General features: G+C 71.7%; 17 protein-coding genes. 4 read left to right on the top strand and 13 right to left on the bottom strand.

Going from position 1 to position 23454, the window contains the following annotated elements; translation table 11 throughout:
• Positions 1–84 precede the first annotated feature (84 nt).
• From ACWDSL_RS07165 to ACWDSL_RS07155, 3 genes are all read right to left on the bottom strand, one after another.
• Entirely contained in the window at positions 85–2427 is a 2343-nt protein-coding gene (locus ACWDSL_RS07165; RefSeq protein ID WP_450482554.1) for an ATP-binding cassette domain-containing protein, read from the bottom strand.
• A gap of 129 nt (positions 2428–2556) precedes the next feature.
• On the bottom strand, positions 2557–3318 hold the full coding sequence (locus tag ACWDSL_RS07160; protein ID WP_089508555.1) for an NUDIX hydrolase: 762 nt from the start codon (positions 3316–3318) through the stop codon (positions 2557–2559).
• A 97-nt stretch (positions 3319–3415) separates the two neighbouring features.
• A complete protein-coding gene (locus tag ACWDSL_RS07155) occupies positions 3416–4765 on the bottom strand; it encodes a DUF4192 domain-containing protein (RefSeq protein WP_450482552.1) in 1350 nt (449 codons plus the stop codon).
• A gap of 110 nt (positions 4766–4875) precedes the next feature.
• On the opposite strand from ACWDSL_RS07155, the gene ACWDSL_RS07150 reads away from it, so the two are divergent.
• Positions 4876–7065, top strand: a complete 2190-nt coding sequence (locus tag ACWDSL_RS07150; RefSeq protein ID WP_450482550.1) for a DEAD/DEAH box helicase — start codon at positions 4876–4878, stop codon at positions 7063–7065.
• 218 nt (positions 7066–7283) lie between these two features.
• Positions 7284–7907, top strand: a complete 624-nt coding sequence (locus ACWDSL_RS07145; protein WP_089508552.1) for a hypothetical protein — start codon at positions 7284–7286, stop codon at positions 7905–7907.
• 25 nt (positions 7908–7932) lie between these two features.
• Here the strand turns inward: ACWDSL_RS07145 and ACWDSL_RS07140 are convergent, their stop codons facing one another.
• The 7 genes from ACWDSL_RS07140 to nrdR form a co-directional block, all read right to left on the bottom strand.
• On the bottom strand, positions 7933–8592 hold the full coding sequence (locus ACWDSL_RS07140) for a hypothetical protein (protein ID WP_450482548.1): 660 nt from the start codon (positions 8590–8592) through the stop codon (positions 7933–7935).
• Between the two features lie 61 nt (positions 8593–8653).
• Positions 8654–9355, bottom strand: coding sequence for a ribonuclease HII (locus ACWDSL_RS07135; RefSeq protein WP_450482582.1), 702 nt, complete (start codon positions 9353–9355; stop codon positions 8654–8656).
• A gap of 192 nt (positions 9356–9547) precedes the next feature.
• Positions 9548–10438: an ADP-ribosylglycohydrolase family protein gene (locus tag ACWDSL_RS07130; protein ID WP_450482546.1), complete on the bottom strand. Its 891-nt coding sequence runs from the start codon at positions 10436–10438 to the stop codon at positions 9548–9550.
• A complete protein-coding gene (locus tag ACWDSL_RS07125) occupies positions 10438–11109 on the bottom strand; it encodes a histidine phosphatase family protein (protein ID WP_089508548.1) in 672 nt (223 codons plus the stop codon). Before ACWDSL_RS07125 ends, ACWDSL_RS07130 begins: the two co-directional genes overlap by 1 nt.
• A gap of 28 nt (positions 11110–11137) precedes the next feature.
• Positions 11138–11743, bottom strand: a complete 606-nt coding sequence (locus ACWDSL_RS07120) for a YdbC family protein (RefSeq protein WP_450482543.1) — start codon at positions 11741–11743, stop codon at positions 11138–11140.
• Between the two features lie 246 nt (positions 11744–11989).
• The gene (locus ACWDSL_RS07115) at positions 11990–14863 is read right to left on the bottom strand and encodes a vitamin B12-dependent ribonucleotide reductase (RefSeq protein ID WP_450482541.1); all 2874 of its coding nucleotides are present in this window, start codon (positions 14861–14863) and stop codon (positions 11990–11992) included.
• Between the two features lie 121 nt (positions 14864–14984).
• The gene (nrdR, locus tag ACWDSL_RS07110; RefSeq protein ID WP_089508545.1) at positions 14985–15506 is read right to left on the bottom strand and encodes a transcriptional regulator NrdR; all 522 of its coding nucleotides are present in this window, start codon (positions 15504–15506) and stop codon (positions 14985–14987) included.
• Positions 15507–15939: 433 nt separating this feature from the next.
• On the opposite strand from nrdR, the gene lexA reads away from it, so the two are divergent.
• Positions 15940–16743, top strand: coding sequence for a transcriptional repressor LexA (lexA, locus tag ACWDSL_RS07105; protein WP_450482539.1), 804 nt, complete (start codon positions 15940–15942; stop codon positions 16741–16743).
• Positions 16744–16905: 162 nt separating this feature from the next.
• Here the strand turns inward: lexA and ACWDSL_RS07100 are convergent, their stop codons facing one another.
• The 3 genes from ACWDSL_RS07100 to ACWDSL_RS07090 form a co-directional block, all read right to left on the bottom strand.
• On the bottom strand, positions 16906–18912 hold the full coding sequence (locus ACWDSL_RS07100) for an ATP-dependent DNA helicase (RefSeq protein WP_450482537.1): 2007 nt from the start codon (positions 18910–18912) through the stop codon (positions 16906–16908).
• Positions 18913–19039: 127 nt separating this feature from the next.
• On the bottom strand, positions 19040–19735 hold the full coding sequence (locus ACWDSL_RS07095; RefSeq protein ID WP_450482535.1) for a GNAT family N-acetyltransferase: 696 nt from the start codon (positions 19733–19735) through the stop codon (positions 19040–19042).
• Between the two features lie 90 nt (positions 19736–19825).
• Entirely contained in the window at positions 19826–21835 is a 2010-nt protein-coding gene (locus tag ACWDSL_RS07090; protein WP_450482533.1) for an IucA/IucC family protein, read from the bottom strand.
• Between the two features lie 236 nt (positions 21836–22071).
• On the opposite strand from ACWDSL_RS07090, the gene ACWDSL_RS07085 reads away from it, so the two are divergent.
• The gene (locus ACWDSL_RS07085; RefSeq protein ID WP_450482531.1) at positions 22072–23298 is read left to right on the top strand and encodes a trypsin-like serine peptidase; all 1227 of its coding nucleotides are present in this window, start codon (positions 22072–22074) and stop codon (positions 23296–23298) included.
• Positions 23299–23454: the final 156 nt, after the last annotated feature.

Below are 23454 nucleotides of genomic sequence, written 5' to 3'. Positions count from 1 at the left end.
GCACGGATCCCGGGTGCCGCCCCGTTGATTCCCCTGATTCCTCGTAGGTGATCGGCGCGGTGCCGACGCGGTATCGGCCCGGCATTACTGCCGCGCCCGGCCGCGCAGGCCGGTGAGGGCATACGCGCACAGCAGGACGACCAGCGACAGCAGCAGAGCCTGCCCCACGGGCTGGGACGCCAGCCGCAGGGCGAGCACCAGGGCCCGGTCCACCATGGTGTGCGGCTGGTCCAGTGCCTCCGCGCGCAACCGGTGCGGCAGCCCGACGAGCGAGCGCACCGAAGGCTCGGCCATCAGCCGCTCGACGACCGGCACCGCCATAACGGGCACCGCCAGCAGCGTGGCCAGGCCGAGCGCGGTGGATCGGAAGACGGCCGCCGCCATCAGCCCGGCCCAGCCGGAGCCGATCGCGAGAGCGCACACGCTCGCGATCAGCATCGGCCAGTCGCCCGGCAGCGGCACCGCGTTACCACCGACCAGCATGAGCAGCGCCGCTCCGTCCAGGGCGAGGATGGCGAAGGAAAGCAGCAGCGCCCCAACCGCGCACACCAGGAACTTGGCGGTCAGCAGACTCAGCCGGCGTGGCACGGTGTCCCGGGCCGGGGCCAGGGCGGGATAGCGGAATTCCTCCCCGAAGGACAACGCGCCCAGGAGCCCGGAAGCGATCGCCACGGGTGGCAGTGGAACGTCGGCGGGCCAGCCCGTGATCCGGTGCAGCTCCCCCGCGCCGCCCGCCCGGGCGAGCAGTACGGAACCGACGAGCGAGGTCACCAGGGCCACGACGGCGATCAGCCAACCGGTACGCACACCGGTGGCGCGGCGCAGCTCGTAGCGCAGCGGCCAGGCCGGGCCGGGCAGCGGCAGCCGCGGGAGCACACGGGGCGGGGTGACCCGGGGACCGCGGGCGGCACTGTCGCCGCGCGTGGCCTCCAGGCCCATGTCGGCGGTCTCCTCGACCAGCCGGTGCACGACGATGCCATGGCGGTACGCGGCCTCGCCGACGGCGGCGCAGGGCAGCCCGTAGACGGAGATGCGCGTCTCGTCCTCCCGCACCACCGAAAGCCGACGCCCGACCGAGGGCACGCCGTCCGCAGGCACGGCGACATCCGCGGGCACGGCGACGTCCGCAGCCACGACATCCGCAGCCACGGAGTCCGCAGGCACGGCTGCGTCCGCGGGCACGGCGACATCAGGTGGCACGGAGGCGTCGACAGGCCTCGCAACATCCGCGGGCCCCGAGGCATCCCCGGGCACGACAGCGTCCGTAGACCCTGAGGCGTCCCCAGCCACGGCGACGTGCGCAGACCCCGAGGCGTCCGCCGGCACGGCAGCGTGTGCAGACCCCAAGGCATCTCCGGGCGGGGCAGCGGGCGTGGGCACGGCAACGCTCGGTTGCCCGCTCCGGCCGTCGGGCTCGGCCTTGCCCCCAGCCGCACCTTCCTCCTTGCCCTCCGCTCCGCCGGCCACTCCACCAGCCGCTCCGTCAGCGGCCCCCACGGCGGCCTCCGCCGTCCCGTTGACAGCCAGGGCACCGATCTCGATCGCCCCGTTCATGGCCCCCGCCCCGGCGGCCGTCTTGACCTCTACTCTGACCGCTTCGGCCTCCGCCTCGGCCTTGGTACCGTCCTCCGCCCCGTCGGCACGCCCCTTGGCCTCACCCTCGTCCCCGGCTTCGCGCGGCGCGGGCGGCTGGGCGGCACGCGCCTCCTCTTCCAGCACGGCGGCCAGCCGCCCGGCCAGCGGCGAGAGCACGGCGACGCGAGGGCGCAGCCGGGTGCGCGCGAACTCGTCGACCGGCTGGTCCGCGATCAGCCGGCCGCCGTCCAGGGTGAGGACCTGATCGGCGAGGCGGGTGACGCTCTCCGGGTCCTGGTCGGTGACGAGGACAGCGCCGCCCTGCCCGGCGAACTGCCGCAGCAGACCGTGCATCCAGACGGTCTCGCGGGCGGACAGACCGCGCGTGGGGGCGTCGAGGACGAGGGTGTGCGGGTCTCCCAGGAGAGCCGTGGCGAGGCCGAGGCGACGCTCCATGCCGGCCGCCAGGTCGCCGATGCGCTCATCGGCCAGCTCTGTGAGGCCGACCACGTCCAGCACCACGTCCGCGCGGGCTGCGGGCACCCCGACGGCGGCTCCGAGCATCCTGAGGTGGCCACGTGCGGTGCGGCCGGGATGGCCGGGGACATCGTCCAGAAGGACCCCGATCTCCCGGGCCGGGCGCCGGATGCGGTGGAGCGGGCGGCCCCGGAAGAAGGCGGCGCCATGGCCCCGGTCGAGCTGGAGCAGAAGCCTCAGCGCGCTGGTCTTGCCCGCGCCGGGGGCGCCGAACAAGGCGGTCACGCGGCCCGGTGGAGCCTCGAAGCTGAGATCGTCGACGGCAGGCCGATGGTTACGGCGGGGGGTGCTGGTCAGCCCGGTGGCCTGGATCATGGCTTCTCCCGCGGGGCGTGGAACCGCTCGTGGCACGTGGGGACTGGTGACGTACCGGAGCACGGTAACCCGCTATGTCCTGTTTCGTCGGCACCTACACCCCCTGTCGAGTCGTCGTGTCATGGGCCGTCACACCTCGGGACGAAGCATGGGCGGGTTGAGCAGCGTCGCACCCCCGGCCCGGAACAGCTGTGCGGGACGGCCACCCTGACGGGTCGTCGTTCCACCCGTGGGCACCAGGAATCCGGGCGTCCCGGTGACCTTTCGATGGAAGTTGCGCGGGTCCAGCGCCACCCCCCACACCGCCTCGTACACCCTGCGCAGCTCGCCGACCGTGAACTCCTGAGGGCAGAAGGCGGTGGCCAGTGAGGAGTACTCGATCTTGGAGCGGGCGCGCTCCACGCCGTCCGCGAGGATGCGGGCGTGGTCGAAGGCGAGCGGGGCTGCCAGCTCCGCGTCGCGGCCGAAGGTCCCGTCCTGGTCGAGCAGGGACTCGACCGGCGCCCAGCGCACACTGTGTGCATCGCCGCCAGGCCGGGGCGCGGGGAGGTCCGGTGCGAGGGCGAGGTGGGCGACGCTCACCACCCGCATCCTGGGGTCGCGCTTGGGGTCTCCGTAGGTGGCGAGTTGTTCGAGATGGGCGGCGTTGGGAGGGGCCGGGACCGCGGGGTCGTGGGCGAGCAGCCCGGTCTCCTCGGCCAGTTCCCTGGCGGCCGCCGCGGTCAGGTCCTCATCGGCCCGCACGAAACCGCCCGGCAGAGCCCAGCGCCCCTGGAAGGGCGGCTCGCCACGGCGGACGGCCAGCGCGCACAGCGCGTGCCGCCGGACCGTCAGTACGACCAGATCCACGGTGACGGCGAACGGCGGGAAGGCCGCTGGATCGTAGGGCATATGGCGATCATAGTCGTCTTCCTGACGATAATCAGTCCCTTCAGAATGATCGTCGATGTTGATGGAAGCGCTCCCGCCACGGCGGCTCCGCCGCGGCTCAGTGGCGACTGCGGTCCCCTCGCTGGCCGGGCCTGCGCCGCACCCGCATCCGCCCCGCCGGACGCGTCCTGGCCGCCTGCGCACCCGGGCTCTTGGCGCGGACGCCGCGCGGCCGCCCGGTCCCACCGGACCCGGACGATCCGCCGGACACTCCGTCGGACGCCGTGGCCGCAGCAGCGCCAAGGCGCTCCAACTCCCCGCGCACCGCGGTCTGCAGGGCCCTGTCGACGCGCTCCTGGCGCAGCGAGCGGCGCAGCAGCTCCGGATCGAGCCCTTCGTTGCACGCCTGGTGCAGCAGCCTGGCGAACAGGTAGTGGGGGTCGACGCACAGCGCGCGGCCGAGCGAGACGCGCGCCGCCGGCTCGTCCCCGAGCGACCAGGCGACCCAGCCGGCGAGGGTGAGCGGTGCCGCGGCGTGCTCCCCGTACGAGCCGACGCAGCGGCGGGCGAGGGCACGCCACAGCCGCAGCGCCGCTTCCGCCTCCGGCCCTTCCATCCACTGCGCGGCCCGGTCGCGCGCCAGCCGGTCCTGCAGCCCGATGATGACCGCGGCCGCCTCCTCGTCGCCGATCAGCCCGTCGTCGCGGACGTCGGCCGCGACCGGGTCGGCGATCGGCGGCGCGGCGCGGAGCCGGGTCAGCATGCCGCCGACGAGGACCAGCGTCTCCTCGCGCACCGTCGCGCAGTCCGAGCCGCCCAGGATCCTCGGCACGAGCTCACTGCCCGCCGCGTCCAGCGCCCGCTCCTGCTCCTCGGCCCGGGGCGGGGCGAGCGGCGCGAGCCTGGCCTCCATCTCGCGCAGCGACCCGCGCACATGGATGCCCGCATAGGTCGCCGCAGCCGCCATCACGGAGGTGCCGGACAGGGTGAGCGGGACGCCTTCCGGCGGGCAGCAGCGCCGGTCGGGGCAGACATACGACCAGAACCGGCCGTCGGAGATGCACAGCGCTTCGAAGACCGGCACCTCCAGCCCGCCACACGCGGTGCGCAGCCGCTGGGCGAGCGGCCGCAGGCGCTCCATCACGTCCTGCCCCGACTCGCCCTCGGCCGGCTCCTGGCACAGGAACAGCACCGTCCCGTCGGGCCGGCCCGCCCGCCGCTCACTGCCCGTCACCAGGCAGTCGGCGAGCTGGTCGCAGACCTCCGGCCACTCCTCGCTCGTCCGGGGAATGCCCAGCCTGAGGCGACCGCCGAAGCGGCCGCGCGGCCCGTGCAGTGCGATCATCACGATGCTGTCGTCCGGGTGGAACCCGAGGACGTAGGGCAGAGCGTCGGCGAGCTCGGCCGGGCTGCGGAGCGTGATCTGGTCGTCGCCGGACAGGCCGGCCGCTTCGTTGTGTCGAGTCATGACCCGACGGTCTCCCAGCCGGGCCCGGCCCGCCAGGCCTGTGGATAACGTTATCCACAGGCTTGGGGTCTGGTTCGCGCGATGACGGTGGGATCGGGTTGCATGGGGGCATGAGCGACGAAGACCTGCGCATCGCGGCCGACCGCGTCCTGGCCCGCCTCGTCGGGGATCCCTCCGGCTCCGCCCGCCTGCGGGAGGATCAGTGGCGGGCGATCGAGGCGCTGGTCTCCCACCGCCGCCGGGCGCTGGTCGTGCAGCGCACGGGATGGGGCAAGTCCGCGGTGTATTTCGTCGCCACCTCCCTGCTGCGCGAGCGCGGCAGCGGCCCGACGGTGATCGTCTCCCCGCTGCTGGCGCTGATGCGCAACCAGGTCGAGGCCGCCGCGCGGGCCGGTATCCGCGCGCGCACGATCAATTCCGCCAACACCGAGGAGTGGGACACCATCCAGGCCGAGGTGGCCGCCGGTGAGGTGGATGTGCTGCTCGTCAGCCCCGAGCGGCTGAACAATCCCGACTTCCGGGACCAGGTGCTGCCCAAGCTCGCCGCGGCCACCGGCCTGCTGGTCGTCGACGAGGCACACTGCATCTCCGACTGGGGCCATGACTTCCGCCCCGACTACCGCAGGCTGCGCACCATGCTCGCCGACCTGCCGCCGGGCGTGCCCGTGCTGGCCACGACCGCGACTGCCAACGCCCGGGTGACCGCGGACGTCGCCGACCAGCTGGGCACGGGCGGGCCGTCGGCGGATGGCTCCGGCGCGGACAGCTCGCGGGCGCTGGTGCTGCGCGGGCCGCTGGACCGGGAGAGTCTGAGCCTGGGTGTGCTGCGGCTGCCGGACGCGGCACACCGGCTGGCCTGGCTCGCCGACCACCTCCCCGAGCTCCCGGGCTCGGGGATCATTTACACCCTCACGGTCGCCGCGGCCGAGGAGGTGACCGCGTTCCTGCGGCAGCGCGGCCATACCGTCGCCTCCTACACCGGCAAGACGGAGAACGCCGACCGTCAGCAGGCCGAGGAGGACCTGCTGGGAAACCGGGTCAAGGCCCTGGTGGCCACCTCCGCGCTGGGCATGGGCTTCGACAAGCCGGATCTGGGCTTTGTGGTCCATCTGGGCTCGCCCTCCTCCCCCATCGCCTACTACCAGCAGGTCGGGCGGGCCGGGCGCGGCGTGGAGCACGCCGAGGTGCTGCTGCTGCCGGGCCGTGAGGACGAGGCCATCTGGCGCTATTTCGCCTCGCTCGCCTTCCCCTCCGAGGAGCAGGTGCGCCGCACGCTCGATGTGCTGGCGGCGGCGGACCGGCCGGTGTCCCTGCCCGCGCTCGAGCCGCAGGTCGACCTGCGCCGCTCGCGCCTGGAGATCATGCTCAAGGTGCTCGACGTGGACGGCGCGGTCCATCGGGTGCGCGGCGGCTGGACCGCGACGGGGCAGCCCTGGGCGTACGACGCGGAGCGCTACGCATGGGTGGCGCGGCAGCGGGAGTCCGAGCAGCAGGCGATGCGGGACTACGCCTCGGCGCCCGGCTGCCGGATGGAGTTCCTGCGGCGGCAGCTGGACGACGAGGCGGCGGCGCCGTGCGGGCGCTGCGACAACTGTGCCGGGGCCCGGTTCACCGCCGAGGTGTCCGCGCCGTCGCTGGAGGCGGCGCGTGGCGAGTTGGGGCGCCCCGGCGTCGAGGTGGAGCCGCGCCGTATGTGGCCGACCGGACTGCCCGCGGTCGGCGTCGAGCTCAAGGGCCGGATCCCGGCGGGTGAGCAGGCCGCCCCCGGGCGGGCGCTCGGCCGCCTCTCCGATATCGGCTGGGGAAACCGGCTGCGACCGCTGCTCGCCCCGCACAACCCGGACGAGCCGGTTCCGGACGATGTGGCCGACGCCGTGGTGACGGTGCTCGCCGACTGGGCCAAGGGGCCCGGCGGCTGGGCGTCGGGTGCGCCGGACGCTCCGGCCCGGCCGGTCGGCGTGGTCACGGTGGCCTCGCACACCCGGCCGCGGCTGATCCAGACGCTGGGCGAGCGGATCGCCTCCGTCGGCCGGATGCCCCTGCTCGGTTCGGTCTCCTACCTCGACTCCGAGACCGACACCCGGGTGCCGCGCACCAACAGCGCCCAGCGACTGCGGGCGCTGCACGGCGCGCTGACGGTGCCGCCCGCGCTGGCCGAGGCGCTCGGGCAGACCCCGGGGCCGGTGCTCCTCGTCGACGACCTGGCGGACACCGGCTGGACGCTGGCGGTGGCCGCCCGGCTGCTCCGCCGGGCCGGGGCTGAGGCGGTCTTTCCGCTGGTCCTCGCAGTACAGGGATGACCGCCGCCGCAGGTGAGGGCGGCTCGCGGAATATTGACGGCGGACCGACCCAAACCGGTCAGGTGTGCCAATTGCTCGTTGCCGCGCGCCGGCACGACCGCAAGAATTGAAGCAGTTCCCCGCTTCCGGGCCACCTGTGGTGCGCCGGAGCCGTGTCGTGGCGTGCGCCCATGCCCGACCTTCGCACGGACCGTGGGCGCGCAGACGAAGGGAGGACCGTGACCTTCGGCTTCGCTCCGTCGCCGGCCACCGATCACGTTTCCGGGCTTGGCCGGATGCTCGAGCCCGCAGAGTGGGCCGCTGCCGGCATTCCGCTGCTGCGCAATCCGCGTGAGGTCGTCACCGGCCTGCACAGCCGCCATCTGCCCACACCCTCGACGGCCGTGGTCGCGGTCCTCGATCCGGAGGAGCGGCTGGCGGCCAGTGCCTCGTTCACCCGGCGCCGCTCCTGGGCGGCCGACGGCTGGGAGTTCCGAAACGCGCTCCTGGCCCAGTTGCGCCGGGTCATCCCGCACGATCTGCGGCGCCGTACACCGGTCCGTACCGCCGTGCTGCTCTACTGCCGGGACGGCGAGAGCCAGTGGACGGAGGAGGACGGCGCCTGGATGTGGGGCCTGCGCGATGCCTGCACCCTACACGGACTGCGCTGCGGCGCCTACATCACGCTGACCCGGGCGGGCTGGCAGGTGCTGGGCGAAGGGCGGGGCGGCCGTCGGCCGCACTCCGCCTCCCGCCACAGCGGCCTCGGCTTCGGTACCACCACCGCCGACAGCGTCACGGCGGCGGTACCGCACCCGCACGGTGAAGCGCGCGAGGCGCTGCGCCGCTCCGCGGCCGTGTGAGCGGCCGCGCACCCGCGAGGCGCGATCAGACGCCCGCGGGCATGAGGGGGTTGATCCGCTCGGAGTCGCCGCAGACGATCAGCAGCGTTCCGGCCCGACGCATCGCCTCGGGCAGTGCGCGGGCGACGGCGTCGTCGGCTCCCCCGTTGACCGCGACGACCACGACCGGGCGGGCCGTGACGCGGCGGGCAGCGATGGCAGCGTAGAAGACGTCGTCACCGGCGTCCTGCTGCGCCCAGTAGGACGCCTCGCCGAAGGAGAGCTCATGCGCCGCCCACGGATGCTGTTCCCCAGTGGTCAGCACCAGGATTTCGGCGGGCGCCCGGCCGGAGTCCAGCAGCAGGTCGACGGCCTCGTCCGCCGCGTCCAGGGCCCCCTCCGGCGAGGCGGGGATCAACTGGAGCTGCGGACCGGCAGGCTTCGCGGAAGAGACGGGCGGCGCGGGCTTGGCCGCACCGGCGGGCGGACCGGGCTTGGCCACGTCACCAGCGGTGCGCTGGGCCGGGGCCGAGGGGGTCGCGGCGGAGCCGCGGTTGGGGCCGGGACTGCCGGGCCGCCGTGGGGCGGGCCGGGGGCCGGGGCCAGGGACGGGACGAGGGGTCGGCGCGGTGCGGCCTGCGGCCGGTGTCGCGCGAGGACCCGGGACACTCTCGTGAATCTGAGGCTCCTCGGGGATGAGAGGCATGGGCTGATGTCTATCAAACGTCGGTGCGAGTCGCATCGGCGGGTGGGTGGAAATAAACCGTTCAGAAGTCGAAGCCGAGTTGACCGGAATCCTCCGCATCGGCTGGTCCGGGAACGCTGCGGACCCGCTTGAGGTGCCGCCAGCGGGGCAATCCGTCCAGATATGCCCAGGACAGCCGGTGGTAGGGGGTGGGACCCAGCTCCGTCAGAGCGGCGCGGTGCGCGGGCGACGGATACCCCGCGTTGTCGCCGAAGCGGAAGTCCGCGTGGGCGGCTCCCAGTTCGGCCATCAGCGTATCCCGCCGGACCTTGGCGATCACCGAGGCCGCGGCGACGGCCACGCAGGACTGATCGCCCTTGATGACCGTACGGACCTTCCAGGACTCGCCCAGATAGTCGTGCTTCCCGTCGAGTATCACCGCGTCGGGGCGCACGGGCAGTCCGTCGAGCGCGCGGGTGGCGGCGAGCCGGAGGGCCGCCGTCATCCCCAGGGCGTCGATCTCCTCGGGGGAGGCATGGCCAAGGGCGTATGAGGTGACCCACGTCTCCAACTCCTGGGCGAGCGCCGTGCGCTTCTTGGGGCTCAGCAGCTTGGAGTCGGTGAGCCCGGCCGGCGGTCGCCGCAGCCCGGTGACCGCCGCGCAGACCGTCACCGGACCGGCCCAGGCCCCGCGCCCGACCTCGTCGATCCCGACGACGATCTTGGCTCCTGTGGTGGCGCGGAGCGAGCGCTCGACGCGGTGAGTGGGCGGTTCGTAGACCATGGCGAGGACCAGATTACGCCGCCCGGGCACCGCTCGTGCACCGGGTTATGCCTGGCGGCCCGCGACCGGCCCTTGTGGACCGCCCCCACTCAACGCGACAGCGCCCGTGGGCGGTTCGACGGCGCGGGCCGGGCGCCGGGGGCACTGCGTGCCGCTCCCGCGTCGGCGCAGGTCAGTGAGTGTCCGTGCGCGTCAGTCCGCGGCCGGGACCCAGCCCGGAAGCGGCTCGGTGCGGTCCTGCCACTCGCCCGGCGGCGCACCGGCCGCCGCGGCCGCGATCACGCCCCCGACGATCGCGCAGTTGGTGTCCACGTCCCCACCCACCTGGGCGGTCGTCCAGAACGCCTCCTCGAACGCGCCGAGGTGCCGGGCCGCCGACCACAGGGCGAACGGCACGGTGTCGTGCGCGCTGGTGCGGCGGCCACAGCCGAGCACCGCCGCGACGGTGCCCGCGTCCGCGTAGTCGAGCATGTCACGGGCGCGACGCAGCCCCGCCTGGACGGCGCTGCGCGGGACGAGCGAGATCACCCGGTCCAGCAGAGCGCCCGGCCCGCCGACGCCCGCCGGATCGGCGGCCAGCGACGCCGCCGCGGCCACCGCCATCGCCCCCGCCACGGCTTCCCGGTGCTGGTGCGTGGTGTACGCGGAGATCTCCGCCTGGTGCGTGGCCTGCTCCGGGTCGCCCGCGTACCAGGCGCCCAGCGGCGCGATCCGCATCGCGGCTCCGTTGCCCCATGAACCCTGCCCCTGGAACAGGCCCGCGGCCAGCTCCCGCCAGTCGCCGCCCTCTCTGATCAGCCTGAGCATCCGGTTCACCGCGGGCCCGTAGCCGCGGTCGAAATCATGGTGCTCGGCGAAGGAATGGGCGAGCGCGTCCTGGTCGATACGGCCATGGGTGACCAGAACGGCCAGCACCGAGCCCGCCATCTCGGTGTCATCGGTCCACTGCCAGGCCCCGGACGGCAGCTCGCGCCGCCCCAGCAGCGGATAGTTGACAGGCACAAAGAACTGGGAGCCGAGGGCATCACCCACGGCCAGCCCGCGCAGGCTCCGCAGGGCCCGCTGGAATCGGTCTCCGGTCATCAGCGCGCACTCCAACTGGTAAGGCCATAGGGCTCGGGAGCGCACCAGCGCTCGAAGGGCCGGTCGAGGTGGTAGCGCCCGTCGGGGCCGAGCACCAGGGCCCGTGTCTCACCGTTGCCCGGGTTGGACAGCGACTCGAACTCCGCGACGGTCCAGTGCAGCCACCGCATGAAGAACAGCCGCATGGTCAGCCCATGGGTCACCAGCAGGACGTTCGGCGGATGGGCGGGGTCCTCGAAGCTGCGCCACAGGCTCTCCAGAAAGGCGTCCACCCGGTCGTAGACGTCGGCGCCCGACTCGCCCTGCGCGAAGCGGTAGAAGAAGTGCCCATAGGCGTCCCGGTAGGCCTTCTGTTTACGGACGTCCTCCCGGTCCTGCCAGTTTCCCCAGTCCTGTTCGCGCAGCCGCGGCTCCTCCCTGACCCGGGTGCGCGACGGGTCGAGGCCGAGCAGTTCCAGGGTCTGGTGGGTGCGTCGATACGGCGAGACATAGACCGAGAGCCGCTCGTCGGCGAAGATCGCGCGCAACCGCTCCCCCACCTCAACGGACTGCCGCCGCCCGGTCTCCGTCAGACTCAGGGCGTGGTCGGGCACCCGCTCGTACACCGTGTCGTCAACGTTCCCCTCCGATTCGCCGTGCCGTACGAGAACGATGCGCCGGGGTCGTGCCATGCGGCCACCCTAGGCCACCGGCCCCGGCTCACACCGTCCAGGAGGACTCGACCCCCACGACATCGCCCGCGATCGCCGCCACGTCCGCCTCGGTCTGCGCGCGCAGGGCGAGCCGTTCCACCCGCTCCACGCGGTACTTGCCGTGCTCGGCGGCCGAATTCCACATCGACAGCACCAGGAACTCACCGCCGGGAGCCTCCCCGAACACCCCGCGCACCATCCCCGGCGACCCGGCCATCGCCGGATTCCACACCTTCTCCTGCACCAGCGTGAAGTGCTCCACCCGGTCCGGGTGGACCCGGCAGTGCGCCACCCGCACCACGTCCGCATCCGTGAACCGCGGCTGGAAGCCCACCTTCACATCGAAGCGGTGCTCGAACAGCCGCACCTGCATGTCCCGGTATGTGCCCGACTGTGCGGCCGCCAACCGGTCGTGGGAACGCGCCATGAAGGAGTCGTAGAACGCTCTGCTCTCCCAGAACGCGAAGATATGCGCCACATCCGGCCGCCCCCGGCTCCAGCCGCCGCCCTGCCCCCGGAAACCCGGTTCGCCGAGCAACCCCGCCCACTTCCGCTGCCCCCGCTCGAAACCGCGGCGGTCCACCACGGTGCAGCGAATCCACTTGACCAGCACCGCGCCATCGTACGGCCCCGAAGGTGGCCCGCATCACGGACTGAAGGAGTCCGGCTACGCATGGGGGTCGCCCGGCGGCAGCACGTTCGAGGATCCGCTCGGCCGTACGCCTGGCGCACACCCCTCAGAGCGACCAGGCGCATGCCCCGGAGCGGCAAAGGCAGCACCCAGACGCAGCGACAAAGGCGGGGTGCGGGCCGAGGGCCCGCACCCCGCCTCAGCGGTTCGCCCGCGAGGGGCCGGTGATCAGCTGCAGCCGCTGGTCGAGCCGCAGCCCTCGCACAGGTAGCAGCTGCCCGCCCGGCGCATCTTCGTGCCGCAGGAGAAGCACAGCGGCGCGTCGGCGTTCAGCCCGAACTGGATCTCGGCCAGCTCGGTGGAGCTGTGGGCCTGCTTGGGCGCCGGGGCGACGGCCCGCGGCTTGGAGGTGGCGGCCGGCGGGGCGTCCACATGGCGCGGGGCCGACTGTGCCAGGCCCTCGACATCCACCTCGGCGTCGTCGATGGACTGCTCGTACGAACCGGTCTCCAGGTGGCGCTGACGCTCCTCCGCGGAGTGGATGCCGAGCGCCGACCGGGTCTCGAAGGGCAGGAAGTCCAGCGCCAGCCGGCGGAAGATGTAGTCGACGATCGACTGCGCCATCCGCACGTCCGGGTCGTCCGTCATGCCGGCCGGCTCGAAGCGCATGTTGGTGAACTTCGAGACGTAGGTCTCCAGCGGCACGCCGTACTGCAGGCCGACCGAGACGGCGATCGAGAAGGCGTCCATCATGCCCGCGAGGGTCGAGCCCTGCTTGGACATCTTCAGGAAGACCTCACCGAGGCCGTCGTCCGGGTAGGAGTTCGCCGTCATGTAGCCCTCGGCGCCGCCCACCGTGAAGGAGGTCGTGATGCCGGGACGGCCCTTGGGGAGGCGCTTGCGGACCGGGCGGTACTCGATGACCTTCTCGGCCTCGGGCTCGGCCTGCTCGGCGGGCTTCTCTTCCTTCTTCTTGGCCGAGAGGGGCTGGCCGACCTTGCAGTTGTCGCGGTAGATCGCCAGAGCCTTCAGGCCCAGCTTCCAGCCCTCGAAGTAGATCTCCTCGATCTCCTCGACCGTCGCCGACTCCGGCATGTTGACCGTCTTGGAGATCGCGCCCGACAGGAAGGGCTGGGCGGCGGCCATCATCCGCACATGGCCCATCGGCGAGATGGAGCGGTCGCCCATGGCGCAGTCGAACACCTCGTAGTGCTCGGACTTGAGCCCCGGCGCGTCGATGACGTTGCCGTACTCGGCGATGTGGGCGACGATCGCCTCGACCTGCTCGGGCTGGTAGCCGAGCCGCTTGAGCGCCTTCGGGACCGTGTTGTTCACGATCTGCATCGAGCCGCCGCCGACGAGCTTCTTGAACTTGACCAGGGCCAGGTCCGGCTCGATGCCCGTGGTGTCGCAGTCCATCATCAGGCCGATGGTGCCGGTCGGCGCGAGCACCGACGCCTGGGCGTTGCGGAAGCCGTTCTTCTCACCAAGGCGGATCACGTCCTGCCAGGCCTCGGTCGCCGCGGCCCACACCGGCGTGTCCAGGTCGTCCATGCGCTTGGCCGCGCCGTTGGCGTCCGAGTGCTGCTTCATGACGCGCTTGTGGGCGTCGGCGTTGCGGGCGTAGCCCTCGTACGGGCTGACGACCGCGGCCAGCTCGGCGGAGCGCCGGTAGGACGTGCCGGTCATCAGCGAGGTGATGGCCCCGGCCAGGGCCCGGCCGCCGTCGCTGTCGTAGGCGTGGCCGGTGGCCATCAGCAGAGCGCCGAGGTTGGCGTAGCCGATGCCCAGCTGGCGGAAGGCGCGGGTGGTCTCGCCGATCTTCTGGGTCGGGAAGTCCGCGAAGCAGATGGAGATGTCCATCGCGGTGATGACGAGCTCGACGACCTTGGCGAAGCGCTCGGCGTCGAAGCGCTGGTGGCCCGCGTCATCGTCGTCGAGGAACTTCATCAGGTTGAGCGAGGCAAGGTTGCACGAGGAGTTGTCCAGGTGCATGTACTCGCTGCACGGGTTGGAGGCGGTGATCCGGCCCGTCTCCGGCGAGGTGTGCCAGTGGTTGATCGTGTCGTCGTACTGGATGCCCGGGTCGGCGCAGGCCCAGGCGGCCTCGGCCATCTTGCGGAAGAGCGACTTGGCGTCGACCTCTTCGAGGATCTCGCCGCTCATACGGGCGCGCAGACCGAACTTCGAGCCGGACTCCACGGCCTTCATGAACGTGTCGTTCACCCGGACCGAGTTGTTGGCGTTCTGGTACTGGACGGACGTGATGTCCTCGCCGCCCAGGTCCATGTCGAAGCCCGCGTCGCGCAGGGCGCGGATCTTCTCCTCCTCCTTCACCTTGGCCTCGATGAAGGCCTCGACATCCGGGTGGTCGACGTCGAGGACGACCATCTTGGCGGCCCGGCGGGTGGCGCCCCCGGACTTGATCGTTCCGGCGGAGGCGTCGGCGCCGCGCATGAACGAGACCGGACCGGAGGCGTTGCCACCGGAGGAGAGCAGTTCCTTGGAGGAGCGGATACGGGAGAGGTTCAGGCCGGCTCCGGAGCCGCCCTTGAAGATCATCCCCTCTTCCTTGTACCAGTCGAGGATCGACTCCATGGAGTCGTCGACGGAGAGGATGAAGCAGGCGCTGACCTGCTGCGGCTGCTTGGTTCCGACGTTGAACCACACCGGCGAGTTGAAGCTGAAGACCTGGCGCAGCAGCGCGTAGGTGAGCTCGTGGTCGAAGATCTCGGCGTCCGCCGGGGAGGCGAAGTAGCCGTTGTCCTCGCCGGCCTGGCGGTAGGTGCGCACCACCCTGTCGATGAGCTGCCGCAGGCTCGACTCGCGCTCCGGAGAGCCGACCGCGCCACGGAAGTACTTGCTCGTGACGATGTTGACCGCGTTCACCGACCAGAAGTCGGGGAACTCGACGCCACGCTGTTCGAAGTTGATCGACCCGTCGCGCCAGTTGGTCATGACGACGTCACGGCGCTCCCAGACCACCTCGTCGTACGGATGCACGCCGGGGGTGGTGTGGATGCGCTCGATACGCAGACCCTTGGCCGCCTTGCTGCCCTTGGAGCGGGAGCCTCGCGCGGGGCCGCTCGTCGTCTCTGTCATTCCGCCTCCCTGTACGGGCTAAAACGCCCTGATGTGCCTATTTCTTCCCATGGCACGGTGTATGTCGTTCATCCGGAGGCATCTCGCCCCCGGCAAGCCTTGATCGCCGCGACTCAGTGACTCAGTCGGCGGTGGTGGCGGACGCGGGGACCTCCGCGGCCCCGTCGGCGCCGGGCCCGCGGTCGTTCGCGGGAGGCTGTTGCTGGCTGCGCAGCTCCGTGACCGCGGCCTCGAAGTCTTCGAGGGAGTCGAAGGCGCGGTAGACGGAGGCGAAGCGGAGGTATGCGACGAGGTCGAGCTCCTGGAGCGGGCCGAGTATGGCGAGCCCCACGTCATGGGTGGACAGCTCCGCGCTGCCGGTGGCCCGTACGGCCTCCTCCACCCGCTGGCCGAGCTTGGCGAGGGCGTCCTCGGTGACTGGGCGACCCTGGCACGCCTTGCGCACCCCGGAGATGACCTTGTCGCGACTGAAGGGCTCGGTGACCCCACTCCGCTTGATCACCATCAGCGACGCGGTCTCCACGGTCGTGAAGCGGCGCGAGCAGTCGGGGCACTGGCGGCGCCTGCGGATCGAACAACCGTCGTCTGTGGTCCGGCTGTCGACGACTCGACTGTCGGGGTGCCTACAGAAGGGGCAGTGCATGACTCCGTACCCTCCTCACCCTCAAGAACGGCGCATGGCTGACATGCTTCGACCGGCCCTCACGGACCTTTCGAAGCAGCCACAAGCATAGGCGAAGTACTCGGCCATGGATGACCGGGGACCACAACTTGTGGGCGACTACCATCCATCAAACCACTAGATGTGGTGCTCGACACTCACCCGCCACAATGGCGTGTCCCGCCCCGCGAGCAGGCACGAGACTACGCGAAGCCCACCGGTCCCCGTGCCTCGGGGGTGAGGGTGTCACACTGGTACGCCGCCCCAGCCGACCACCGAATCAACCGCCCCATACACCCAATCCTGTGATCACGTCAGCTCATCTGCGAAATTTCACTCGAACGTGTGTTTGGCGCAACCTTTCGAAAGCAACTACCGTTGCCCTACTAGGGAGAACATCTCGAGAGGGGCCGTCGTGACCACCACCACAGAGAGCGCCACCATCACCACCCAGGAGCGCTCCCAGAGCCGACTCGAACACACGCATGCGATGAACCAGGGCCACGCGATGAATGACGCAGCCACGAACCCGGAGGGGCAGAAGCCCACGCGCTCCCTACCCGGCCGACCTCCAGGAATCCGGGCGGACAGCTCCGGGCTGACCGACCGGCAGCGTCGAGTCATCGAAGTCATTCGCGACTCTGTGCAGCGCCGCGGCTACCCGCCGTCCATGCGTGAGATCGGGCAGGCGGTGGGCCTCTCCAGCACCTCGTCCGTCGCCCATCAGCTCATGGCGCTGGAGCGCAAGGGCTTCCTGCGGCGCGACCCGCACCGGCCCCGGGCGTACGAGGTGCGCGGCTCCGACCAGCCCAGCGCCCAGCCCACCGACACCACCGGCAAGCCCGCCGCCTCGTATGTTCCCCTCGTCGGCCGGATCGCGGCCGGTGGCCCCATCCTCGCCGAGGAGTCGGTCGAGGACGTCTTCCCGCTCCCCCGGCAGCTGGTCGGAGACGGTGAGCTCTTCGTCCTGAAGGTGGTCGGCGACTCCATGATCGAGGCCGCCATCTGCGACGGCGACTGGGTGACGGTCCGCCGCCAGCCCGTCGCGGAGAACGGCGACATCGTCGCCGCCATGCTGGACGGAGAGGCCACGGTCAAGCGCTTCAAGCGCGAGGACGGCCATGTGTGGCTCCTCCCGCACAACGCCGCGTACCAGCCGATCCCGGGCGACGAGGCGACCATCCTGGGCAAGGTGGTCGCGGTGCTGCGCCGGGTCTGAGCTCGGCGGAACTGAGCTCGGCCGGTCCGAGCTCGGCAGGTCCAGGCGCGCCGACCCTCCGCGCCCAGCGACCGGGCCCCGGAACCTCTGCGCCGGTTCCGGGGCCCTGCTGTGTCCACGCCGCTGTTGTGTCCGCGCCCCTACGCAGGGCCTGGGCCCGGCCTAGGCGTCAGCCGCCTTGGCCGCGGCGTCGATGGCGGCCAGCGAGCGGCGCACCTGATTGCGATCGGTCGTGTACCAGAAGTCCGGCATGGACTTGCGCAGGAACGAGCCGTAGCGGGCCCGCTCGACCCGCGGGTCGAGCACGGCGACGACCCCACGGTCTCCGGAGGCGCGCACCAGCCGACCTGCCCCTTGCGCCATCAGCAGGGCGGCATGCGTGGCCGCAACCGCCATGAAGCCATTGCCGCCGGCATCCTCCACGGCCTTCTGGCGAGCGCTCATCAGAGGGTCGTCTGGGCGTGGGAACGGCACCCGGTCCATCACCACCAGCTGGCAGTTCGGACCAGGGACATCGACGCCCTGCCAGAGCGAGAGCGTGCCGAACAGGCACGTACGGGCGTCGCCCGCGAAGGTGCGGATCAGCTCGCCCAGCGTCTCCTCGCCCTGGAGCAGGATGGGCACGTCCAGACGGCCACGCAGGTCCTCCGCGGCCGCCTGAGCGGCGCGCATCGAGGAGAAGAGGCCGAGAGTCCGGCCGCCCGCGGCCTCCACCAGCTCGGCGAGCTCGTCGAGCATGTCCGAGCGGCTGCCCTCGCGACCGGGCTGGGCGAGATGCTTGGCGACGTAAAGGATCCCCTGCTTGGAGTAGTCGAAGGGCGAACCGACGTCGAGCCCCTTCCACGGGGGCGCGGCGCCCTCCTCGCCCTTGGCGTCCCGGACGCCCTCGGGAAAGAGGCCGAGCGAGGCGGCCACACCGTTGAAATCCCCGCCGAGCTTGAGGGTGGCGGAGGTGAGGACCACGGAACGGTCCTCGAAGAGCTTCTCGCGCAGCAGGCCCGACACCGAGAGCGGGGCGACGCGCAGCGAGGCGCCGAAGCGGTCGTGCCGCTCGTACCAGACGACGTCGTACTCGGACCCGTCCACGATGCGCTCGGCCACCTGGTGGATGCTCTCCACGGAGGCGAGAGCCTGCTTGCGCACGGCGTCCTCGTCCTGGACCGACGCGTCGCGCGTGGCACCGAGCGCCGAGATGACCGTACGGGCCGCGTCGCGGAGCGCCATCAGGGCATAGCCGAGGTCTTCGGGAATCTCCTCGAGGCGGCCGGGCAGCGCGAGCTCCATCAGCCGCTCGAAGGTCTCGGAGGCGGTCTGCAGTGCATCCGCCGCCTTCTCGTTGACGAGCTTGGCGGCGCGGCGCACCGCGCGGTTGACCTGGCCCGGGGTGAGCTCGCCGCTGGCGACTCCGGTGACCCGGGAGACGAGCTCATGGGCCTCGTCGACGATCAGCACCTCATGGCTCGGCAGGACGGGCGCGCCCTCGATGGCGTCGATGGCCAGCAAGGCGTGGTTGGTGACCACGATCTCGGCCAGCTTGGCCCGCTCGCGGGCAGCCTCGGCGAAGCATTCCGCGCCATAGGTGCACTTGGACGCGCCGAGGCATTCCCGGGAGGAGACGGAGACCTGGGACCAGGCGCGGTCGGAGACGCCGGGGGTCAGATCGTCACGGTCGCCCGTCTCGGTCTCATCGGCCCAGTCGCGCATCCGCAGCAGGTCCTTGCCCAGCTTGCTGGTGGGCTCGGCCGCCTCGAACGGGTCGAACAGCCCGACCTCCCCCGCCTCGGCGTCCTCCTGCGGCACACCCTCGTGGAGGCGGTGCAGGCACAGGTAGTTGGAGCGGCCCTTGAGCATGGCGAACTCGGGGCGGCGGCGCAGCAGCGGATGCAGGGCGTCGACGGTGCGCGGCAGGTCGCGCTCGACGAGCTGGCGCTGCAGGGCGAGGGTGGCCGTCGCGACGACGACACGCTCTCCGTGGGCGATGGCGGGCACGAGATAGCCGAGGGACTTTCCGGTGCCGGTGCCGGCCTGGGCGAGCAGATGCGCGTTTTCGTCGATCGCCTCGGCTACGGCTTCGGCCATGGCGGTCTGACCAGGGCGCTCGGTGCCGCCCACGGCGGTGACGGCGGCATGCAGCAGGTCGGCGAGGGTAGGCGGGGACGATGCAGTCATAGGAGAGTCAGCCTACGCGGCAGCACTGACATCACGGGCGGGACTCCTGACGCGGAACCTGAACGGGTCGGGCGGTGTATTAGAGATCAGAGGCACGAAGTCAGAGGCGTGAAGTGGCGCCGGTGGATCACAGGAGGTGGCGCAAGGTGCGATCCCGCAGTATGAGGGCCGCGTGTTTGTCGGGCAGTTCCACCTCTGCGGACAGCCGGAAGCCGGCGCCGAGGAAGGCGGCGACGCAGGGGGTGTTCCGCAGATCGGGTTCCGCGACCACGCGGCCGCAGGAGGGCCGCCGGTCGAGGACGAGATCGGCGACGGCGCGCAGCAGAGCCGTGCCGATACCCCGGCCCCGATCGCGTACGCGGCCGATGAGCAGGTGGAGACCCGTGTCCTGCGGCCGGGCCGGGTAGTACCGGGCGAGGGGAGCGAGGTCGGCGCGGTACACCTCCCAGTAGCTCATCGGCACACCGTCCAGGACTCCCAGACAGGGCACACTGCGGCCGTCGCCGTCGAGCTGGGTGCACAGGTGCCGCGCGGTGGCCTCATGCGGGCCGGACAGCTCCCAGAAGGCGGAGACAGCCGGGTCGTTCATCCAACGGGCGATGAGCTCGACATCGCGCTCGAGGTGGACGGGGACGAGCTGGAAGGCGCCCACCGCCGTGCCGACGGGCCCCCACTGGGCGACCTGGTCGAGCAGGTCCGGCCGATCGGGGGCAGCCGGACCGGCAAGGTGCTCCTCGATGAGGCGTGCGGCCTGTTCCTCAGAGGGCCGCATATCGAGGGTGTCCTCGCTGCTGGAGCTGGTGCCGGAGTCGGTGGGCGGCATGGCGACGCTCTCCTCTCGTCGTTACCGGGGCGTCGTGGGGGCGTCTGATCGTCGGCGCGGGCGTCACGCCAGGGATGTCATGCCAGGGAGTCACGCCATGGACGTTGTGGACGTCGCGGGCGTCACAGGCGTCACCGAGCGGAAAAGGGGGTTGGCGATGGTGACATAGACGGACTGGGTGTCCACCGGTCCCACGAGTTCGTCCAGGCCGCGCAGCCGGGTGAGCAGGTTGGCCTTGCAGCGCAGGGTGGGCGCCTCCAGGAGCCTGGCGGGCAGTGTCGAGCGGATCTTCGCGGGGCCGGACGCGGCCTCGGCGAGGAAGCGGCGGAACGCGGCAAGCAGAAGGCGCTCATCAGCGAGCCGCTGGGAGCCGAACGCCCCGACCAGACCGAGGACGTTGTTGACGCCGAGGTAGTAGGCGAACCGTTCGTCGGCGACCTCGTCGGAGACGAAGGTGCCGCTGTGGGCACCGATCTCGGGCAGTCGCCGCTGGAGTTCGGCGCATCGGGACTCACGGAAGTAGTACCCCTGGTTGTCGCGATAGCGGCCGCCGGCCGGCCAGCCGTCGGGGTCGAGCAGTACCAAGGTGTTCTGATGGTGTGCCTCCAGTGCGATACCTGCCTCGCCGTCCAGCCAGAGCACGGGCCGTACGACGGTGTGCAGATAGCGCAGAAACCACTCGGTGCTGACGGTCGCCGGGCGGTGGCCGGTGCGGGCGGCGATCCGGGCGACGATCCGGGCCAGCCGTGAGCACATCGCTCGCCGGTCCGACCAGGGGCGGAGCGCGGTGAGGCCGGCCAGGCATACGGCCTCGTCGCCCGGGCCGAACGGGTTGTGCCGGACGACGACATCGAGTCCGCTGATCGGGGTGCCGTCGGGGCTGTCGACCGCGAGCCAGGCGGGGTCGCGGACGATGTCGAAGCCGGGGCGCCCCGGGCAGGCCGCCCGCCACTGCCCGGAGAGTCCGCTGCGCAGGAGTCGGTGCACCTCGACGCCGCGCCACAGCTCCTTGCGCAGGTTCTCCCGGCGGGAGTTGGTGATCCGCAGGGCGAGCGACAGCTTGAGCATCGCGGGTGCGCCGGTCCGGTAGACGGTGCGGATGGAGGAGGTGGGGTGCCAGTGCTCGCCGGCCGGTCCCAGGTCGTGCAGCAGCCCCGCATCGAAGAGCGCGGTGACCTCCGGGCGGTACCGGATCTCCCGGGCCTGCCAGGGGTGCAGCGGCAATGGCACGGTGCCGGGCGGCCGTTCGAGGTCCGGGCCCGCGAGCGAGAGGGCGAGCCGTTCGGCGGGCACGGTCCGGCCGCGTTCGGTCCAGGCCGAGTCGCGGGACAAGACGGACTGATCGACGGCGAACCAGTGCAGGGGAAAGGAGCCACGCGACTCCGGTGAGAAGACAGGCGACTCGGCCTCGGAGAGCCCTTCGCGGCTCTTAGGGGTGGGATGGAGGGGGTGACCCAGGAGAAGGGACTGTTCGGCGGTCAGAAAGGGGGTGTCCGTCGCGGGGTCGGCGGGCATGGCCCGTCGGGCGGACAGGAATTGGGCGGTGTGTCGCACGGAGTCCGCGACCCGGCCGACGAGTTCGGTGACCGGTGCCGGGGAGCTGATCCGCTCGGGGCCGTAGGCCGCCTCCCGGCCGAGGAGGGCCGCGAGGGTGACCGCGTCGAGGGCGGGCGCGTCCGGGGCATCGCCGTCGAGCGCGGGCGGGCCGAAGCGGTGCCATCCGGTGGCGGACCAGTGGCGCACGGGCACCAGCAGGGCGGTGCCGGCGGCGGGGAGCGGGATGCGCCAAGTACCGGCGGCGGGGGGCGCCGCACCGCTCTCGCGCACCCAGCAGCGCAGCAGGTTCTCGGTGGCGCAGGCGTCCGCCGCGGCCCAGGGGTCGGGGTGGTCCAGGGCATCGTCCGGGGCGGTGTCGTGGGCACCTTCGTGAACACCGTCGGCGCGGCGGCCCTGCCGTGGGACGGCCGCCACCTCGGCGCCACCCTCGTGGGCCTCCTCGCCATGGGCTTCCTTGCCATGGGCCCCGGCAGCGGTCTGCGGTGCCGACGGGAGGTGTGGGTGGTGTTCCCGGGGGGAGTGCGGCATATCGGGTGCGGGCACGGCTGTCGGTCCTCCTGCTGCTGAACGCCTTTCGGCTGTCCCCCGCACGTACCAACGACGCGCGGGGCGCGGGATCACGGGCAACCGGCAGATCCGTGCGGCCGGGAACCAAGGACCCGGCTGTGGCCGTCGTAGGCGGCACCGGCATAGTGGGGGCCGTCCCCTAATCGGGGCGGTGCATGACAATTTCACAGCAGCACTCAGAGCAGCCCAGAACATCAGGGGGAGTTCCGCCCATGCCATCCAATCGCCAGCCAGCCTCGCGTCCAGGGTCCAGGTGGAGGGCGCTGCGCGCCCGCAGCAGCTCCCCCGTGCTGGCCGCCGCGGCGATCGCCTCGGTGCTGGCGCTGACCGCCACGGCGTGCGGCCCCTCGGACGACAACGCGGGGTCCGAGCCGAGTGCCGCGTCGTCGCAGAGCGCAGGGGACATCACTCTTCCCGACAACCTCAACGACAAGTTGAAGGAGCTCGGGGTCGACCTGGACAAGTGGAAGAACGGCGCCTGGAACAAGTGGGACAAGGACGACTGGCTGCGTGAGGCCGGCGACTTCATCAACCCGATCATCAAGGACCTCTGGAAGCCCGACCGGATGAAGGAGGCCCAGGAGCCTGACACCCCGGTCGACGACAACGACATCTCGGGCGACCAGGGCGTCACAGACCCCGACCCCCAGCCGGTCGCGGCCAAGGAGGTCGCGAGCCCCTACAGCGCCAACGTCCCCGACGCGGGCAAGGTCTTCTTCGACGGCCCCGAGGGCTCGATGGTCTGCTCCGCCACCGTCGTGCAGGACCCGGCGCACCCGGGCAAGTCCAACCTGGTGTGGACGGCGGGCCACTGCGTCCACGCGGGGAAGGGCGGCGGCTGGTACAAGAACCTGATGTTCGTCCCCTCGTACAACGACGCCGGCAAGTCGGTCGACGAGCTGGAGAACGCCACCAAGGAGCAGCTGGCGCCGAAGGGCGTCTGGTGGGCCGACTGGGCGCAGACCTCCTCGCAGTGGATCGACAACGGCGCGGCCATCGGCGGCAAGGGCGCCCCGTACGACTTCGCGGTGCTGCATGTGAAGCCGGAGAACAGCGGCGGCAAGTCGCTCGAGGAGACGGTCGGCGGCGCGCTGCCGGTCGACTTCAACGCCCCCGCGGTGAAGTCCATCAGCAAGATCACGGCCACGGGCTACCCCGCCGCGCCGCCGTTCGACGGCCAGAAGATGAACCAGTGCTCGGACAAGCCGGGCAGGCTCTCGCTCGACGCCAAGCAGCCGACGATGTACCGCATCGGTTGCACGATGACCGCGGGTTCGTCCGGCGGTGGCTGGGTCGCGACCGGCTCGGACGGCAAGCCGGCGCTGGTGTCGAACACCTCGATCGGCCCGACCACCGCCACCTGGCTGGCGGGTCCGCACCTCGGCCCTGAGGCGAAGGCCGTCTACAACGCGGTCAGCAAGAAGTTCGCCAACCAGTAGAACCGGCAGGCCGAACGGAGGGACGTGGCGGTCGGCACCGGCCGCCACGTCTCTTACGGAAGCCGCCACGTTCATCCCGCCGCGTTCGTACAGCTACAGACCAGACGGCGAAGGCCCGCCCCCGGTATCCCGGAGGCGGGCCTTCGTCGTGGAAGG

The sequence above is a fragment of the Streptomyces sp. NPDC000941 genome, assembly GCF_053599555.1.
Note: the sequence above shows the minus strand (reverse complement) of the source record. Positions and strands in the feature narration are given on the sequence as shown.